This window comes from Methylophaga thiooxydans DMS010 (genome assembly GCF_000156355.1).
In the GTDB taxonomy this organism is placed as follows: domain Bacteria; phylum Pseudomonadota; class Gammaproteobacteria; order Nitrosococcales; family Methylophagaceae; genus Methylophaga; species Methylophaga thiooxydans.
In genome coordinates, this window is record NZ_GG657885.1 from 1 (window position 1) to 17,525 (window position 17,525).

Genomic DNA, 17,525 nt, shown 5'->3' on the forward strand with positions numbered 1-17,525 from the left:
TGAAGACTTTGGTCAGACGCTGGGCGTATGGGGTGCAGAACCCGGAGCTTATGTGGTGTTACCTTTCTTCGGCCCGCGCAACGTCCGTGATTCATTTGGTTTAATCGGTGATATGTTCACCGATCCTGTGATGTATGTGGAAGACGATGATGCGCGTATGGCTATCATTGGTACACGAGTGGTCGACGCCCGGGCTAATCTGCTGAAAGCAGAAAAAGTACTGGATGAAGCGGCGACCGATGAATACAGTTATATTCGTGATGCATACATGCAACGCCGTCAGCATCTGGTCTATGACGGTAACCCACCGGAAGATGACTTCGACGTTTTCGCCGAGTAATAACACAATAGGCTTTGATGCCTTTATAATTAAAAGCCGGGTTAATCCCGGCTTTTTTTGTTTCATAAATCGGCTTTTGCCAGACTGAACGGAATTTCATGACTACGCTATTTTTTATCCTCGCTATCGTTGCCGGTTTCGCTGTGCTGATTTGGGGAGCAGATCGTTTTATTGATGGTGCTGCCAACATTGCCTCTAACTTGGGGGTTTCCCCTTTAATTGTCGGTTTAACAATTGTTGGTTTCGGTACCTCTGCACCGGAAATGCTGGTATCCGCATTAGCCGCCTTTGAAGGCGCTCCAGCATTGGGTATCGGTAATGCCATCGGCTCCAATATTACCAATGTGGGTTTGGTGTTAGGGATAACGTTACTGATTACGCCATTGGTTGTGCATTCTGACACCTTACGTCGCGAATTTCCGGTTTTGGCTTTGGTTATGCTGGTGTCACTAGTGTTATTACTCGACGGCGATTTAGACAGAACGGATGGCGGCATTTTATTTGTTGGCTTTATCCTCACGCTTTGCGGTATGGCATGGCTTGCCCTGCGAAGCTCAGGCAAAGCAGATCCTTTGGAAACCGAATTTGCACAGGAATATGCCACCCCATCGATGACAACAAAGCAATCTGTGTTTTATTTTGTGGTGGGACTCATTGCATTGTTAGTTGGCTCAAAATCACTGGTATGGGGTGCAACCGGTATCGCTCACTTATTGGGCGTCAGTGACCTGATTATCGGTCTGACCATTGTTGCTATTGGTACTAGCCTGCCAGAGCTGGCTGCATCAGTTATTTCTGCTCTTAAAAACGAGCATGATATTGCTGTCGGTAATATTCTGGGTTCCAACATATTTAATATCGTGGCGGTTTTAGCCATGCCGGGACTTATTGCCCCATCTGACACCGATCCTTTACTGCTCTATCGTGACTTTCCATTTATGGCTGGATTGGCGATTGGCTTATACCTGTTTGCCCGTTTTTCTTCACAGGGTCGTATTGGTCGGTTTGCTGGTGTATTGATGTTATTGGTTTATATCGGCTATAACGGACTTCTCGCTTATCAAAATACGCCTGGATTAAGTTGATGACGGTAGAACACGACAAGTTAAAACAACTGGCTTTAGCTGTACTCGATACTGAAATCGAAGCCGTTACCGCCTTACGTGAACGCGTTAACGAACACTTTCTCAAAGCCTGTGACTTTATGCTTGCCTGTAGTGGCCGTATCGTGGTGATTGGTATGGGAAAGTCAGGCCATATTGGTGGCAAAATTGCCGCAACTTTAGCCAGTACAGGGACACCGGCGTTTTTTGTCCATCCAGGCGAAGCCAGTCATGGCGATATGGGCATGATCACCAGTAAAGATGTCGTTTTAGCCTTATCTAACTCCGGTGAGACCAGCGAAATTTTAACCATCTTGCCATTAATTAAACGGCTTGGTGTTCCGCTCATCGCGATGTCAGGTAAACCACATTCCACACTTGCTAAATGCGCCAGTGCGCATATTGATGTCAGTGTCGAACGCGAAGCCTGCCCGCTTGGTCTCGCCCCCACTTCCAGCACCACGGCAGCCTTGGTAATGGGCGATGCCTTGGCGGTAGCATTACTTGAAGCGCGTGGCTTTACTGCCGAAGACTTTGCTATGTCACACCCCGGTGGTTTATTGGGGCGCCGCTTGTTACTGCGTGTCAGTGACATCATGCACACAGGTAATGACGTTCCCCAAGTTGAGGAATCGGTGCTGATTAGTGAAGCATTGATCGAAATGTCTGCCAAAGGTCTGGGCATGACCGCCGTCACCAACCATCAAGCTGAAATAATCGGTATTTTCACTGATGGTGACTTGCGTCGTGTACTGGCACAGGAAATCAATATTCATACTCAGCCATTGTCGAATTATGTAAGCCGAAACTGTAAAACTGGACATCCCGATATGTTGGCTGCAGAAGCATTGGAATTAATGCAGCGCTTTAAAATTAATGCGCTGCTCATCACCGATGATAAACAACAGTTACAGGGCGCAATTAATATGCATGATCTGCTACGGGCAGGCGTGGTTTAACAGGACACAAAAATGCAGGATATTCTGGAAAAAGCGAAAAAAATTAAACTCGTCGTGTTTGATGTTGATGGCGTATTAAGTGATGGCCGCATTATCATTGGCGATGACGGACAGGAATACAAAGCCTTTCATTCTCGAGATGGTCATGGCATGAAACTGCTGCAATATACCGGTGTCGAAATTGCCATCATAACGGGTCGCACCTCGAAAACCGTGGAACACCGTATGAACGGGCTGGGCATCAAACATGTCTATCAGGGCAAGCGTGTGAAACTACCTGTGTTTGAGCAACTGATAAACGAACTAGGCCTCACACCAGATGAGTGTGCATATGTCGGCGATGATTGGGTTGATTTAGCTATCATGAGTAGAGTTGGACTGGCTGTCGCCGTTCAGGATGCGGACCGCGTTGTCAAAAAGCACGCACATTGGATTACCCCCTCGAAGGGCGGCCATGGCGCAGCACGAGAGCTATGTGAATTGATTATGGAAGGACAGGGAAACCTGCAAGACCAAATTGAACGCCATTTTTAAGCTTCCACTCACAGCCAAACTGGGCATTGTTGCTATCGCGCTTATTGGCCTGTGGCTATTACTCAGTGACGACACGGTCGAATCCCAAATACAGAATCAAACCCATCGCACCAGTGATTATGCGATGACAGATTTCACCATGACGGTGATGGACATTGATGGCACCCCTGCCCGTGTTATCAAGGGCGATGAAATGGCGCATTACCCCGATAATGATTCGACCGAAATTATCAACCCTGTCACGGAGTTTATTGAACCCGGTCAGGACACTTGGCTTATTGAATCAGAACTGGGCCACACCCAAGACGACTCTGACACTATCCTGCTAACAGGAAATGTTATTATCACTAATAAGGATAATCCGTCGTTTCAAATGCTGACAGAAAAACTCACTCTGGATACGAAGCAAAACACAGCGTATACGGATGAACATGTCACGATTCTCTCACCACAGGGTGATACCGAATCAGTTGGCTTACATGCCGCTTTGGACGATGAAACAATTAACCTGCATTCGAAGGTGAAAGGACAATACGATGCCCCTGCAAACTAAATTAATCACGGTTTTATTGCTGATGCTCCCCTCATTAGTGTGGGCCTTACCGAGCGATCGTGAACAACCGATTAATATTGAAGCTGATCATGCACAGCTCGATGACCGTGAGGGAGTAACTCAATACAAAGGGGACGCCATCCTGACTCAAGGCACCTTACGTATCGAAGGTGACATCATCACGTTTTATTACGACGAAAACAAACAGATTGAAAAAATGGTCGCCCAAGGCAAACTGGCTACGTATAAACAAGTACACAAACCCGGTGAAGCGCCGGTTCGAGCCAAAGCATTACAAATGGAATACTTTGCCGGTCGCCAAAAAATTTACCTAATTGGTCAAGGCCATGTTTGGCAATCAGGCGACGAATTTACCGGTAATCGTATCGAATACGATATCGAAAGGAATGTGGTTACCGCCAATTCTGCGCCGGTTTCTGTGGGTGGCGAAAAGCAAGAAAAAGGTCGTGTTCACATCATTATTCAGCCGCCTGGAAATAAAAAGAAAACCACACCAGCACAACCCAAAGCAGAAAAAAAACCCGCCCCCGAAGCAGCTGAAACTAAAGACTCAGAAAACACAGATGCTAGCAGCAAGGCTTATCCTACAGCGCTGACCAGCACCGCGCTCAATGTACGCTCCGGGCCGGGTACGCATTACCTGAAACTGGGCACTTTTGCGCCATCAGAGGAAGTGATCGTGCTGACCCGCCAAACAGATTGGTCACAGGTTCGCGGCATGATTGATGGTGAGGTTGTGATTGGCTGGGTTAACAGCCGTTACCTGAAATAACGCTAAATAGACTGATGAGTATTTTATCTGCGCAGCAACTGGCGAAACGTTATGGTGATCGTCAGGTTGTTAAAGACATTTCACTGGATGTAAAAAGTGGCGAAATCGTTGGTTTATTAGGCCCTAATGGTGCCGGTAAAACCACCAGCTTTTATATGATCGTTGGTCTGATTCCTGTCGACCACGGCTATATTTATCTGGATCAACAAGAGCTCACCGAATACCCCATTCACGACAGAGCCAGACTGGGTATTGGTTATCTGCCTCAAGAGGCGTCGGTTTTTCGCAAACTCAGCGTCGAAGATAATTTATACGCCATTATCGAAACACGTGATGAACTGGATGAAAAGCAAAAACAAGATCTGTTAGAGCGTTTGCTGCAAGACTTCCATATTGACCACATACGCAAGTCAAAAGGTATGGCGCTGTCTGGTGGCGAGCGTAGACGGGTTGAAATTGCTCGCGCCTTGGCGATGGATCCGCAATTTATTCTGCTCGATGAGCCATTCGCGGGTGTCGACCCCATTTCAGTATTGGATATTCAGGGCATTATCAAAGAATTATCAGAGCACGGTATTGGCATTTTGATAACTGATCATAATGTTCGCGAGACACTCAATGTTTGCCAGCGTGCCTATATCTTTAATGAAGGCGAAGTGATCGCACGTGGTACACCGGAAGAAATTCTGAATGATAAAAAAGTACTCAGCGTTTATTTAGGCCGTGACTTCAGGATGTGACCGTATTCTAGTAGCGAAAACCTGAGCGTATAAGTTACTATGCAGACTCACTGCTCACGTCACTAAACATGAACCTGAAACACCTCTTATTCGTTGCTTTGCTGGCACTCTCATGGGACATTCATGCGCATGAGGATGAAGCTAATAAACTGCATCAGCACGACGTCACCATCAAATTACAGTGGCAACACCAGTTTCAATTTGCAGGCATCTATGCCGCCAAAGAAAAAGGCTTTTATCAGCAAGCAGGTCTGGACGTTGATATTCAAGCCGGGTTCACTCGCCCCTACGATGAAGTTGAAAGTGGTAACGTTGAGTTCGGCATATCGGGCACCGGAATTGTAGCGGAATACCTTAAAGGACGACCTTTTGTCGCGCTGGGAGCGACCTTCCAAAATAGTCCCTATGTGTGGTTAGTCAAAGCTGACTCGGGTATTTATTCTGCTAGCGACTTTATCGGTAAGACACTCACACGCCAATTTTATGCTGATGATTTAACGTCGATCTTTCTCAAACAAAATATCGATACCAGTAAAATTCAGTTCGTGCTGCCTACTGAAAAAAATCTCGACAACCTGATTGATGGCCACGTCGATGGTCTCACCGCCTATATTTCCAATGAACCTTTTTTAATGGCGCAACGGCAAGAGCCCTACCGCACAATTTCTCCCCAAGACTACGATATCCAATTTTACAGTGATATTTTATTTACCTCACAGCAGTATTTAGAACAAAACCCAACCACTGTTGAAGCTTTTCGCCAAGCAACCTATAAAGGCTGGCGATATGCCGCAGAGCATCCAGATGAAATTGTCGATCTTGTTTTGCAAAAATATAATTCTCAGCAAAAGAGTCGTTCACATTTAAAGTACGAAGCCGAAAAGTTACTAGAACTAAGTCTTTACCCTACGGTTGATTTTGGTCATATGACGACGCATCGGTGGCAACAAATCGCTGATATTTATCGGCAGCTTGGCCATTATGATGAAGTGGGTAATCTGGACGACTTTCTTTATAAAAACCAAACAGCAAACACAGTACAACCAACATGGCTAATTACAACACTTGGGGTAATCAGCTTCATTGCACTCCTGAGTTATCTACTCAAACGCCATCACAACGTAAAGTTAACCGCACAAATTCGTCAGCAAACCGAATCGATGAAGGAAGAATTGCGAGAGCGAAAAGCTTTAGAGGCCACAGCCCGTCACGAAAGCCTGCGGTTACAGACTTTGCTGGATAATACGATTGATAGCGTTATCACCATTAATCAATCGGGCATCATAGAAAATTATAATAAGGCTTCCGTGCAACTGTTTGGTTATCAACCAGATGAGGTCATTGGTAAAAATATCACTATGTTGATGCCAGCGAGTTATCGGGATCAGCACAAATTAGGCATGGCTCGGTTTTTATCAACAGAAGAAACTCGCATCATTGGTAAACCTGTCGAAGTTGAAGCCTTACATAAGAGTGGCAATACGTTTCCTATAGAACTCACGCTGAGTGACTTTAAATGGGAACAAAAATACCTGTTCACGGGGATTGCTCGTGATATTAGTCAGCAAAAAGCGGAACAAGAAGCTTTGCTTAAAGCCAAATACGAAGCGGAACGCGCTAATAACGCCAAGTCTGAGTTTCTATCGTCAATGAGCCATGAACTACGAACCCCGCTCAACGGCATACTCGGCTTCTCACAGTTAATATTGAGTGACACAGAACACACCCTCAACGAAAAACAACGTCATAACATTAATCAAATCATTCACAGCGGTAAACACTTGCTCTCATTGATTAATGATGTGTTAGAACTTTCCGAAATTGACTCTGGCCGCATTAAAACCTCTGATGACCATGTGCCGATAGCATCCGTATTTGAGGAGTGTCAGCCTCTATTACAAGCATTAGCTAAACAGCAAAACATTAATATTGATTTCCAAGATGGCACCGATGCCGTGGTATTAGCCGATTTCACAAAGCTCAAACAAGTGTTTATCACCCTCGTTAGTAACGCCATCAAATACAACAAAACCGGTGGTGAAGTGCTAGTGAGTGCTAGCGTTCAAACTCACAATAACAGCTTAAAACTGACTATCACTGATACCGGCAAAGGTATTTCCAAAGACCGACAAGCTCAAGTGTTTACCGCCTTTGAACGTTTAGGCCAAGAGCGGCATGTCGAAGGCGCCGGAATTGGTCTCAGTGTCAGCAAACGTTTGATTGAAGCGATGGGCGGCCAAATCGACTTTGCCAGTACCGAAGGCCAAGGCACCAGCTTCTGGATAGAGCTGCCACTGTCGAAGAATGCAATCAATCATATTGACGACATTAAAAAAGCAGATGGTGAACAGGAAGTTTCCTTATCACAGCGCAAGACCGATACCGAGATCGCCCTTCCCAGCAAGCAAATACTCTACATTGAAGACAACCCAGCGAATATCAAACTAATAGAGGTATTTCTCAGCCGCTTTAAACATGTCAGCCTTGAAACATGTGAAACAGCAGAAGCCGGCCTGGAAATCGTAAATCAACGCAAGCCTGACCTTATTTTGATGGATATCAATCTCCCAGGCATCAGTGGAATTGAGGCGGCGCAAAAACTCCATGACACACCTGAATTTGCGGATATACCCTTGATTGCTTTGACTGCTGCAGCACTGGAAGAAAATAGCCATGCAGCACAGGGCTTATTTACGGCATACATCACCAAACCGGTTGACTTCACGCTGCTAGCGCGAACCCTGCAACCATACCTCTAGTTTCGTTTTAATGCCGATTGTGGTGGGAAAAATAACAGGGGCTCTACCCGCTCGTCATTTAGACTCACGCCTAAATGTAAGTGTGGCCCCGTCACTCGCCCCGTCGCTCCCACTGTGCCGATAATATCACCCTGCTGAACGCTTTGTCCGTCACTGACATCGACTCTATCAAGATGACAAAATACGGTGATTAACCCTTGGCCATGGTCAATAAAAACGGTATTGCCGTTAAAGAAATAGTCCCCAGTGCCTCGAACAATGCCTTCAGCAGGCGCCTGAATTAAACTGCCTTTGGCGGCGGCAATATCCATTCCACTATGTGGTTTTCTGGGTTCACCATTAAATACTCTGCGTCGTCCAAACAAACCACTAACGCGTCCTTTAACTGGCCAAATAAAGTTAAAAGAGATGGCGTCTTTTTCAGTCCAATGTTGCAATGCCGCATCGATACGCGCTGTTTCACTGTTTATACGCTGCATATCGTATTGATTGGGGTTGACCTTGCGTTTGTCTTTAATGGTGATGTGTTGAGTTGGGTACTGTTTCTCTTGTATATCAAACAAGGCTGTGCTTTTCTCAGCGCCATGGCTAACTACCAGCTTATGCGTACCCGGTTTCAAGTCTAACGGCACGCCCACTATGGCCTGCCATTGACCATCTCCTGCTAACACCATGACTGGCTTCGATTGAAACGTCACAACCGGCTTAGTTGCACTCTGCACCGCCAGAGGAATAATAACAACGCCTCCCGGCACGTTAGATTGTTGGGGCAACTGAGCAAACCCCCATGGTGAAACCATCAGCATCAACACAGTCAATAGCCACTTACTTTTTCGACACACTTTTGACCTCACACGCTAAATGCCCTTGCAGTAAACGTACTTCAATCATTTCACCCTTTTCAACCGTCTCAGCATGAGTCAACACTTCCGCTGTTTGTTGCCGCGTTGTAATACTGTAACCACGCTCTAAGGTATTGAGCGGGCTTACTGCAGCTAAGGTTCTCACCTGCTGTTTCAATGCCTGTTTGGCGGTATCCAGTTGCATTAACATCAGTCTGTCCAACTGCTTTCTTACTAGGCTTAAGGCCTCGTGATGGCGAATAACCGCATGCGTCGGTAATTGCCGGTGTAGCCGTTGTTGTAAACTCAAAAGTGCGGTTTCACTGTGTTTGAACTCAGCGCGAAAAGCTTGGCCCAAGCGATGTTGCAAGGCAGCCAACTTAGATTGTTGCTTATCTATTTGTGCCTGCGGGTGTTTAAGTCTGGCAGATAGATAGTCAAGCTTTTGCTGACTACTCATTAAAATGCGCTGCCAGGCAGACCCCAGCAGTTTCGTCTGCTGATTTAATACCTGCCTTTGTTGATTTAACTGCACATCAGGTCGTGGTAGACGTCTTTGCAGGTGCTGTAAGTGACGTTGCTCACTGACCAGCCACTGCTTGGTCATGACAGTGAGTCGCTGTGTTAACCCCTGTATTTTTGCTAATAACTGTTTCGCATCGGGGACAGCAATTTCAGCCGCCGCAGACGGCGTTGGTGCTCTAACATCGGCAACAAAGTCAGCGATCGTAAAGTCAATTTCATGTCCGACCGCAGAAATAACCGGTAACTCACAATTAAAAAGTGCCCTGGCTAATTGCTCGTCATTAAAGCTCCATAAGTCTTCCAGCGAGCCACCACCGCGACCGATAATTAAGACATCACAGTCTTTTCTGTGATCGGCAAGTTTGACGGCGTCGACCAGTTGCCTTGCCGCGGCTTCCCCTTGCACCGCAACCGGATAGAGAATCACCGCTGCGGCCGGGAACCGGCGTTTCAGGACGCTGACAATATCGTGAACAGCCGCACCATCCGGTGATGAAATAATACCGATTGTGTGTGGTAAGGCGGGGATAGGCTTTTTATGGGCGTCATCAAATAAGCCCTCCTGACCAAGCCGTTGCTTAAGTGCTTCATAAGCACGTTGCAAAGCACCACTCCCGGCTTCTTCCATATGCTCGACAACAAGCTGAAACTCGCCGCGCCCCTCATACAGGGTGACGCGAACCCGCAATAAAACCTGCATGCCATTTTCAGGTGTGAAGCGAAGCTGCCGGTTGCGATTACGAAACATAGCGCAACGAACTTGCGCAGCTTCGTCTTTCAAGGTGAAATAAATGTGTCCTGAAGCCGGCATAGCCAGATTGGAGATTTCGCCTTCAACCCAGAGTAAAGGAAAGGAGCCTTCCAGCAACACACGGGCTTCACGTACTAATCGAGATACAGGATAGACATCTTTCACAGCCCTACTCGCTAGTGCACCTTGGGAATGAGATGTATTTAGTGATGCCATAAAGACCAAACTTCCTGATATAATTGCAAGATCATTTTACAGGTAATTTCAGGAACGCGCCCTATGAGAATTGCTCAAGAAGCCCTGACTTTTGATGACGTATTACTACTGCCCGCGTACTCAAATGTCCTCCCCCGCGATGTCAGCCTCGCCACGCAGTTAACCCGCGATATCACGATCAATATTCCTTTGCTTTCTGCGGCAATGGATACTGTGACCGAAGGCCGTTTGGCCATCGCCATGGCTCAAGAAGGCGGACTGGGTATTCTGCACAAAAACATGACCATCGAGCAACAGGCAGAGGAAGTTCGCAAGGTCAAAAAATTTGAAAGCGGCGTGGTACGTGATCCCATCACCGTCAATCCTTCTACGACCATCGGTGAAGTTGTCGAACTGACTCGCTCACACAACATTTCCGGTGTACCGGTTGTTGATGGTGAAGATCTTGTCGGTATCGTCACCAGCCGTGACCTGCGGTTTGAAACGCATTATGACAACCCAGTCTCTGAAATCATGACGAAGAAAGATAAACTGGTCACGGTCAAAGAAGATGCCTCCCGCGAAGAAGTCTTGAACCTCTTGCACAGTAACCGCATCGAAAAAGTACTGGTTGTGGATGATAACTTCCACCTGACTGGCATGATCACGGTCAAAGATATTCAAAAACAAACTGACAATCCGCATGCATCAAAAGACGCTCAAGAGCGTTTGCGTGTCGGCGCTGCTGTTGGTATTGGTGCAGAAAGTGAAGCTCGTATTGAAGCATTAGCTAATGCCGGTGTTGATGTCATCGTTGTTGATACAGCCCACGGTCACTCACAGGGTGTATTGGATCAGGTTAAATGGGTCAAACAACATTTCCCACAAATCCAAGTTATTGGCGGCAATATCGCCACGGCTGAAGCGGCACTGGCGCTAGTTGAGTCTGGTGCAGATGCCGTCAAAGTGGGTATTGGGCCGGGTTCAATTTGTACCACCCGCATTGTTGCTGGTGTCGGTGTTCCTCAAATTAGTGCCATCAGTAATGTCGCGGCCGCATTAGAAGGTACAGGCGTACCACTGATTGCGGATGGCGGTATTCGTTTCTCAGGTGATATTGCTAAAGCCATCGTTGCCGGAGCACACACGGTGATGATTGGAGGCATGTTCGCGGGCACAGAAGAAGCGCCAGGTGAAGTTGAGTTATATCAAGGCCGTGCATATAAATCTTACCGTGGCATGGGTTCCATGGGTGCAATGGCACAAAAACAAGGTTCCAGTGATCGCTATTTCCAGGAATCCAGTGAAGCAGACAAGCTAGTCCCTGAAGGCATTGAAGGCCGTGTTCCTTTCAAAGGAAATCTGGGCGCAGTGATTCATCAATTACTGGGCGGCATTCGAGCTAGTATGGGTTACACCGGCTCAGCCACTATTCAGGAAATGCGCACGAAACCCGAGTTCGTCAAAGTCACCTCGGCCGGTATGAGTGAAAGTCATGTGCATGACGTGACAATAATCAAAGAAGCGCCGAACTACCGCGTTAACTAATCAAAAACACTGCCCCTTTCGGGGCAGTTTACTTTTAAGCTAAGTTGAAGAGACCTCAATGAGCAGCAATATTCATGATCACCGCATCCTGATTCTTGATTTCGGTTCGCAATACACGCAACTCATCGCACGTCGCGTGCGTGAAGCGGGTGTTTACTGCGAGTTACACGCATGGGATATGAGTGATGAGGATATTCGCGACTTTAATCCAAACGGGATTATTCTTTCTGGTGGCCCAGAAAGTACCGTTGCAGAAGATGCGCCAATCGCACCACAACTAGTCTTTGAGTTGGGCGTGCCTGTATTTGGTATCTGCTACGGCATGCAAACTATGACTGCGCAGATGGGAGGCAAAGTTGAAAATGCCGATCATCATGAATACGGCTATGCACAGATCAGAGCACGCGGCCATACCAGCCTGTTAAAAGACATCGACGATCATGTCACTGAAGAAGGCCACGGCATGCTTGATGTGTGGATGAGCCATGGCGATCGTGTGGTTGAGTTACCGACAGGCTTTAAGTTGATGGCCTCAACTGAGTCCTGCCCGGTTGCCGGCATAGCCAATGAAGACAAACGATTCTATGGTGTTCAGTTCCACCCTGAAGTGACACATACCCAACAGGGTCAACGAATTCTTGAACGCTTTATTCACGATATCTGTGGTTGTGCCGCTGACTGGACACCAGGCAATATTGCGGATGACGCCATCGCATCAATCCGTGAAAAAGTCGGTACTGACGAAGTCATTCTGGGTTTGTCTGGCGGTGTCGATTCCTCGGTGGTGGCCGCGCTGTTACATAAAGCCATTGGTGAACAACTGACCTGCGTATTTGTAGACAATGGTCTGCTACGTTACAAAGAAGGTGATCAGGTCATGGCCACTTTCGCCGAGCATATGGGCGTAAAAGTCATCCGTATTGATGCTGAACAACGCTTTCTTGATGCCCTTGCCGGGGAAAATGATCCCGAAAAGAAACGTAAAATCATCGGTAACTTATTTGTTGATATCTTCGAAGAAGAATCTAACAAGCTAAAAGCCGCTAAATGGTTGGCGCAAGGCACAATTTACCCAGATGTGATCGAGTCTGCCGGTTCAAAAACCGGTAAAGCCCATGTCATTAAGTCTCACCACAATGTCGGTGGCTTGCCTGATTATATGAAGTTGGAATTGCTTGAGCCACTTCGTGAACTGTTCAAAGATGAAGTCCGCAAGTTAGGCGTCGAACTCGGCCTGCCATATGACATGGTCTACCGTCATCCTTTCCCCGGGCCGGGACTCGGTGTTCGTATTCTGGGTGAAGTGAAGAAAGAATACGCTGATATTCTGCGTTTAGCCGATCATATTTTCATCGAAGAATTACGTAAACACGATCTGTACAACAGCACATCACAGGCGTTTGCTGTGTTCTTACCGATAAAATCAGTCGGTGTCACCGGCGATGGCCGACGTTATGAGTGGGTGGTATCTTTACGCGCCGTTGAAACCATTGATTTCATGACGGCTCGCTGGGCTCATCTGCCTTACGAATTCCTCGACCATGTGTGTCGTCGTATCGTTAATGAAGTCTCGGGAATTTCACGCGTTGTTTACGACATTACCGGCAAGCCGCCGGGCACGATTGAGTGGGAATAAAACAGTATCATTTGCTGATTAGTGGCCGCGTCCAAGGGGTCGGTTACCGCGCCAGCGCTTGGGAAAAAGCGCAACAACTCGGCATTCATGGCTGGGTAAAAAACCTGCCTGATGGCCGTGTTGAAATGGTGATCGCAGGCGAGCAAGTCACACTTGAACACATGATCAGCTGGGCAGAGCAAGGTCCACAGTTTGCCGATGTCAGTCATATCGACATTAGCGAACAATCTGCAACAGATACACAAAGCGAATTCCAAATTCGCTAATTTCCCGTTAACGCTCAAAGCAATAATAGGTTTTCGAACACTAAGCTAACCGCTATGATGTTCTGACCTTAGCCGGATAACATAGGGATTTTTATGGCTCAGAAATTTAACTCACAAGGCTTTTTGCTTCGCTTTATTTTTGCTCTTGTGCTGGTTTATGTCACCTACAATCCAATGGGTTTTAGCTATTACCACTGGGCAAAAGATGTCCTTATCGGTGATGGCACATTCTTATCACCCCCTTTTGCTTTAGTCTCTATCACTCTGCTGATTGGCTGGACTATCTACCTCAGAGCCACTTTTCGCTCACTGGGTGGCTTTGGTTTATTACTCGCACTGGCCTTTTTTGCCATTCTCATTTGGTGGCTTGTCGATTTGGGCCTGCTCGGCATTAATAACGTTTCCGTATTCAGCTATATTGTTTTATTCCTTATCGCCGCCGTGTTGGCAGTCGGTATGTCCTGGTCACATATACGACGCCGCCTATCGGGACAAGCCGATATGGATGATGTCGACGAATAACAATAAAAACATTTAATAACCACTAGGAGAAGAGAAAAATGGAAAACATCCTTTCAGCATGGCAACCGCGCATATTAAGTGTGGTGCGTATCATTTCAGCTTTCTTGTTTATGCAGCACGGCGCTCAGAAAATCTTCGGCTTTCCTGCTGAACAGCGCTATCCGTTCGAACTGTTTTCAATGTCAGGCGTAGCAGGCACCTTAGAATTATTCGGCGGCTTCTTATTGCTTATCGGCTTGTTTACCCGTCCCGTTGCTTTTCTTTTATCCGGCCTGATGGCATTTGCTTACTTTCTCGTACATGCCCCGCAAGGTTTCTGGCCATTAAATAATGGCGGCGAGCTCGCCACCCTATTCAGCTTTGTATTCCTGTATTTCGTATTTGCAGGTGGTGGTAGCTGGAGCGTTGACTGTCTGTGTAAATGTAAGCGCAATAAATAACGCATAATAACGACACAATGCCGTTGGTAAGACTTTCGCAAGCTTACCAACGGCTTTTTTATTTCAAAAACCAGAATAGAAGGCCCGATTTTCGTGGAAGATGACACATTTTTTGAACGTGCTGACGCACATATCCATTTATCAAACCAACAAATTTCAGACACCGTGAGTCGCGGCAAAGTCAGTGCATCAATGATGTACAGCACAGCCCGGTTCAACGCTTGGCTCAGTGCCTGCGCTCAAGAAAACAGTGACGAAATGGCACAAAACAAGCAAGAAACAATAGACTATTTTGTCGCAGAATATCGAAAAATGCTGGAAGAAAACCTCACTGACTACATCACTAACTTTGAGCCCTACATGTCACCTAAAAAATAAACCAGCACAACATTAATTTCTGCAAACGGCCTGTTTTTGATATAGCATCAGAATATAAATTCAGGAGCGGAACATGGTAAAAGAGCACGCAAACAATGCTGGTAGTCATTTATCTCGCTTGCTTGCCTTAGCCTGTCTTATGGCATTAACCTCTGGCTGTGCAACACGTGCTTTGATGTCATCTGATCGTTATGAAAAACCGAAACCAGAAACCCAGCAATACCGTTCCAGTGAGAAAATGTCACTATCATGGCAACCTATAAAACATAACCTTTCAAGTTCTTCTATTAAGGAGTCTTAGCATGATTTTCACACGTATCATTGGAATATTACTGATCGTCGCCGGGACAGCAGGCCTGATTTATGGTGATTTCAGTTTTACTAAAGAAACGCATGAAGCCAAGTTAGGGCCTTTAGAACTGGAAGTACAGGAAAAAGAGAATATCGCTATCCCCACATGGGCCGGTGCTGGTGCGATAGGTGTTGGCGTTATCCTATTACTTGTCGGTGGGCGGCGTCGCTAAAACCTGACTGAGGCAATACTGATGACTTTAGATGCACTCACGACCTTGTTTGCTTGGATGACCGTAATCAATATCGGTCTTTTGTTGTTTAGTACATTGATGCTGACGGTGTTTAAGTCTTTTGTTATCCGTATTCATCATCGACTCACCGGGCTTGAGGCAAACAAGCTTGAGCCTGCTTATTTTCATTACCTTGCTCTGTATAAAATTTTGATCATCGTTTTTAATCTTGTCCCCTACCTCGTATTAACGTTTAGCTAACACCGAGTCTAAAAATGTAGTCTGTTGATTTGTCTCTGATTCCAGATTAGCCGAAAATTTCGGACAGCGAGACAAATACCATCATTTTTTTCTGGTAGTATCCCTAAACCGCACTGTCGATCTCTGCTTCTTAAACAACTCGCAAGAGCATGTTTAAAAAACAGTCGTTATGAAGTGTGGTGTTTGTTAGGCAATAAGAGGACTGCTTATGGAGCACCAAGTAAAAAAAACGGTGAGTCGAACACTCGCCTTAGCACAGGATTTTGGGCTTATTGTTGTGGCTTTAGCCACGTTAGTGGCAATCGGCATTGAGATCAAAATCATGGTGGATAACAGCTATGTATCGTTAACCGATCTATTGTTGCTGTTTATCTACCTAGAAGTATTAACCATGGTGGCGGTTTACTACGAATCAGGTGAGCTGCCCATCAAGATACCGCTGTATATTGCGATTGTTGCACTAGCACGGTATCTGATTCTCGATATGAAAAATATTGATACCTGGCGAATTATGGGTATTACCTCAGCGATATTGCTGCTTGGCTTATCCATTATCGTGATTCATTACTGCAAAACGTTAATGCAGGAGAAAGTTAAAAGCTCATCATAACGCGATGAAGAGCTTTTAAAACGGCGGTGGCAACATCGCCGTTTTTTTGCATTGCGTTATGCATAGCCATGCATTACGATAAAGATCGTTTTTGTGGGAATAATAATGACATCACAATTTACCGTTCATGGCAGGTTATGGATTGAAGGTCCGGATGGCACCATAATTGGTCATGGTCGTGTTGAATTATTAGAAAAGATTGACGATCTGGGCTCGCTCAGTGCGGCAGCGGCAGCGTTAGGCATGTCTTATCGCTACGCCTGGAAGCTGGTGAAGTTAATGAATGAACACAGCGACAAGCCTCTCATTACGCTCAGTTCCGGTGGCCGAGGTGGTGGTCACGCTGAACTCACGGCAACCGGTAAAGATGCTGTGGCAACCTACCGTCTTACAGACCGTGAGTTTGAACGATTTTTAACAGAACAGGCTGAGAAACTGCCCAGATAATTTTTTGCTTATCGATATGCGTGGCGATGCATAACGATGACTTTATTAGGATTGGTAAATGCGTTCTAAAACGCCTTTTTTGATTGCTCTGCTATTCATCTCTTTGCCCTTACAGGCTGAGCGAATTAATGTAGCAGTAGCCAGCAACTTCAGCCCGGTCATGAAACAACTCATCGCCTTGTATGAGCAGCAATCAGAACATCAAGTCACCTTAATTTCAGGCTCAACAGGAAAGCTCTACGCACAAATTTTAAATGGTGCCCCATTCGATGCATTCTTTGCAGCTGACACTATTCGTCCTCAAAAGCTAGAAAACAAAAAACACATTGTCCCGGCATCACGCTTCACCTATGCCATTGGGAAAATCGTGCTATGGAGCCCCGACGCCGGCCTTGTTGATAAGCAAGGCCAGATCATTCAAGCGATGACGTTTCAGCACTTGGCGATTGCTAATCCGAAGCTAGCCCCCTATGGTCGTGCAGCACAACAAGTTATCGAATCCAAGGGTGTCTGGAAGCAATTACAAAGCAAGATTGTTCGTGGCGAAAACATTGGCCACACTTATCATTTCGTTAAAAGTGGTAATGCGGCGTTAGGTTTTATCGCTTTATCACAAATTAAAGCCGATAAAACGATCAATCAGGGTAGCTATTGGCTGGCGCCAGATACATTGTATGACCCTATCGAACAACAAGCGGTACAGCTCAGTAACACTGTGGCGGTCAGTGACTTTTTTCGCTTCGTTCAAACACAAACCGCTGAGCAAGTCATACGTGATTTCGGTTATGACGTGCGCTGA

22 protein-coding genes are annotated in these 17,525 nt (G+C 46.3%); 20 read left to right on the forward strand and 2 right to left on the reverse strand.

The genetic code is table 11. The annotated features are described in order from the left end of the window. The 8 genes from MDMS009_RS01930 to MDMS009_RS01965 all read left to right on the forward strand — a co-directional run. A partial coding sequence (locus MDMS009_RS01930; RefSeq protein WP_008290202.1) for an MlaA family lipoprotein occupies positions 1-340 on the forward strand: 340 nt, incomplete at its 5' end. Positions 341-438: 98 nt separating this feature from the next. Then, on the forward strand, positions 439-1,425 hold the full coding sequence (locus MDMS009_RS01935; protein ID WP_008290204.1) for a calcium/sodium antiporter: 987 nt from the start codon (positions 439-441) through the stop codon (positions 1,423-1,425). Beyond that, positions 1,425-2,402, forward strand: a complete 978-nt coding sequence (locus MDMS009_RS01940) for a KpsF/GutQ family sugar-phosphate isomerase (protein ID WP_008290195.1) — start codon at positions 1,425-1,427, stop codon at positions 2,400-2,402. Before MDMS009_RS01935 ends, MDMS009_RS01940 begins: the two co-directional genes overlap by 1 nt. 12 nt (positions 2,403-2,414) lie before the next feature. After that, a complete protein-coding gene (gene kdsC, locus MDMS009_RS01945) occupies positions 2,415-2,936 on the forward strand; it encodes a 3-deoxy-manno-octulosonate-8-phosphatase KdsC (protein ID WP_008290207.1) in 522 nt (173 codons plus the stop codon). Next, positions 2,920-3,489: an LPS export ABC transporter periplasmic protein LptC gene (gene lptC, locus MDMS009_RS01950; RefSeq protein WP_008290212.1), complete on the forward strand. Its 570-nt coding sequence runs from the start codon at positions 2,920-2,922 to the stop codon at positions 3,487-3,489. The genes kdsC and lptC overlap by 17 nt, the downstream gene beginning before the upstream one ends. Beyond that, positions 3,473-4,282, forward strand: coding sequence for a lipopolysaccharide transport periplasmic protein LptA (lptA, locus tag MDMS009_RS01955; RefSeq protein WP_008290198.1), 810 nt, complete (start codon positions 3,473-3,475; stop codon positions 4,280-4,282). Before lptC ends, lptA begins: the two co-directional genes overlap by 17 nt. Positions 4,283-4,296: 14 nt before the next feature. After that, the gene (gene lptB / locus MDMS009_RS01960) at positions 4,297-5,022 is read left to right on the forward strand and encodes an LPS export ABC transporter ATP-binding protein (protein ID WP_008290200.1); all 726 of its coding nucleotides are present in this window, start codon (positions 4,297-4,299) and stop codon (positions 5,020-5,022) included. A 68-nt stretch (positions 5,023-5,090) separates the two neighbouring features. Then, positions 5,091-7,781: an ABC transporter substrate-binding protein gene (locus tag MDMS009_RS01965; RefSeq protein WP_008290188.1), complete on the forward strand. Its 2,691-nt coding sequence runs from the start codon at positions 5,091-5,093 to the stop codon at positions 7,779-7,781. Here MDMS009_RS01965 and MDMS009_RS01970 read toward each other — a convergent pair. Next, complete coding sequence (locus tag MDMS009_RS01970; protein ID WP_237700451.1) at positions 7,778-8,623, reverse strand: peptidoglycan DD-metalloendopeptidase family protein; 846 nt, start codon at positions 8,621-8,623, stop codon at positions 7,778-7,780. The two genes, MDMS009_RS01965 and MDMS009_RS01970, sit on opposite strands and share 4 nt — an antisense overlap. Continuing rightward, the gene (xseA, locus tag MDMS009_RS01975) at positions 8,607-10,115 is read right to left on the reverse strand and encodes an exodeoxyribonuclease VII large subunit (RefSeq protein WP_043887818.1); all 1,509 of its coding nucleotides are present in this window, start codon (positions 10,113-10,115) and stop codon (positions 8,607-8,609) included. Before xseA ends, MDMS009_RS01970 begins: the two co-directional genes overlap by 17 nt. 63 nt (positions 10,116-10,178) lie before the next feature. On the opposite strand from xseA, the gene guaB reads away from it, so the two are divergent. The 12 genes from guaB (at position 10,179) to modA (ending at position 17,525) form a co-directional block, all read left to right on the forward strand. Further along, positions 10,179-11,642 carry an IMP dehydrogenase gene (gene guaB / locus MDMS009_RS01980; RefSeq protein ID WP_008290199.1) on the forward strand — a complete coding sequence of 488 codons (1,464 nt, stop codon included), beginning with the start codon at positions 10,179-10,181 and terminating at the stop codon, positions 11,640-11,642. 58 nt (positions 11,643-11,700) lie between these two features. Continuing rightward, positions 11,701-13,278, forward strand: coding sequence for a glutamine-hydrolyzing GMP synthase (guaA, locus tag MDMS009_RS01985; RefSeq protein WP_008290189.1), 1,578 nt, complete (start codon positions 11,701-11,703; stop codon positions 13,276-13,278). Further along, the gene (locus MDMS009_RS01990; RefSeq protein ID WP_043887819.1) at positions 13,269-13,544 is read left to right on the forward strand and encodes an acylphosphatase; all 276 of its coding nucleotides are present in this window, start codon (positions 13,269-13,271) and stop codon (positions 13,542-13,544) included. Before guaA ends, MDMS009_RS01990 begins: the two co-directional genes overlap by 10 nt. A gap of 93 nt (positions 13,545-13,637) precedes the next feature. Then, positions 13,638-14,066, forward strand: a complete 429-nt coding sequence (locus MDMS009_RS01995) for a DUF6524 family protein (RefSeq protein WP_008290211.1) — start codon at positions 13,638-13,640, stop codon at positions 14,064-14,066. A gap of 38 nt (positions 14,067-14,104) precedes the next feature. Continuing rightward, positions 14,105-14,506, forward strand: coding sequence for a DoxX family protein (locus MDMS009_RS02000; RefSeq protein ID WP_008290185.1), 402 nt, complete (start codon positions 14,105-14,107; stop codon positions 14,504-14,506). 93 nt (positions 14,507-14,599) lie between these two features. After that, a complete protein-coding gene (locus MDMS009_RS02005) occupies positions 14,600-14,884 on the forward strand; it encodes a DUF3144 domain-containing protein (RefSeq protein ID WP_008290206.1) in 285 nt (94 codons plus the stop codon). A gap of 73 nt (positions 14,885-14,957) precedes the next feature. Beyond that, on the forward strand, positions 14,958-15,185 hold the full coding sequence (locus MDMS009_RS02010; protein ID WP_043887820.1) for a hypothetical protein: 228 nt from the start codon (positions 14,958-14,960) through the stop codon (positions 15,183-15,185). 1 nt (position 15,186) lies between these two features. After that, positions 15,187-15,408, forward strand: coding sequence for a hypothetical protein (locus MDMS009_RS02015; RefSeq protein WP_008290192.1), 222 nt, complete (start codon positions 15,187-15,189; stop codon positions 15,406-15,408). 57 nt (positions 15,409-15,465) lie between these two features. Then, positions 15,466-15,669: a DUF6868 family protein gene (locus tag MDMS009_RS16660; protein WP_406564437.1), complete on the forward strand. Its 204-nt coding sequence runs from the start codon at positions 15,466-15,468 to the stop codon at positions 15,667-15,669. 208 nt (positions 15,670-15,877) lie between these two features. After that, the gene (locus MDMS009_RS02025) at positions 15,878-16,279 is read left to right on the forward strand and encodes a phosphate-starvation-inducible PsiE family protein (RefSeq protein ID WP_008290201.1); all 402 of its coding nucleotides are present in this window, start codon (positions 15,878-15,880) and stop codon (positions 16,277-16,279) included. Between the two features lie 105 nt (positions 16,280-16,384). Continuing rightward, on the forward strand, positions 16,385-16,726 hold the full coding sequence (locus tag MDMS009_RS02030; protein WP_008290213.1) for a winged helix-turn-helix domain-containing protein: 342 nt from the start codon (positions 16,385-16,387) through the stop codon (positions 16,724-16,726). A 58-nt stretch (positions 16,727-16,784) separates the two neighbouring features. Continuing rightward, positions 16,785-17,525 carry a molybdate ABC transporter substrate-binding protein gene (gene modA / locus MDMS009_RS02035; protein ID WP_043887821.1) on the forward strand — a complete coding sequence of 247 codons (741 nt, stop codon included), beginning with the start codon at positions 16,785-16,787 and terminating at the stop codon, positions 17,523-17,525.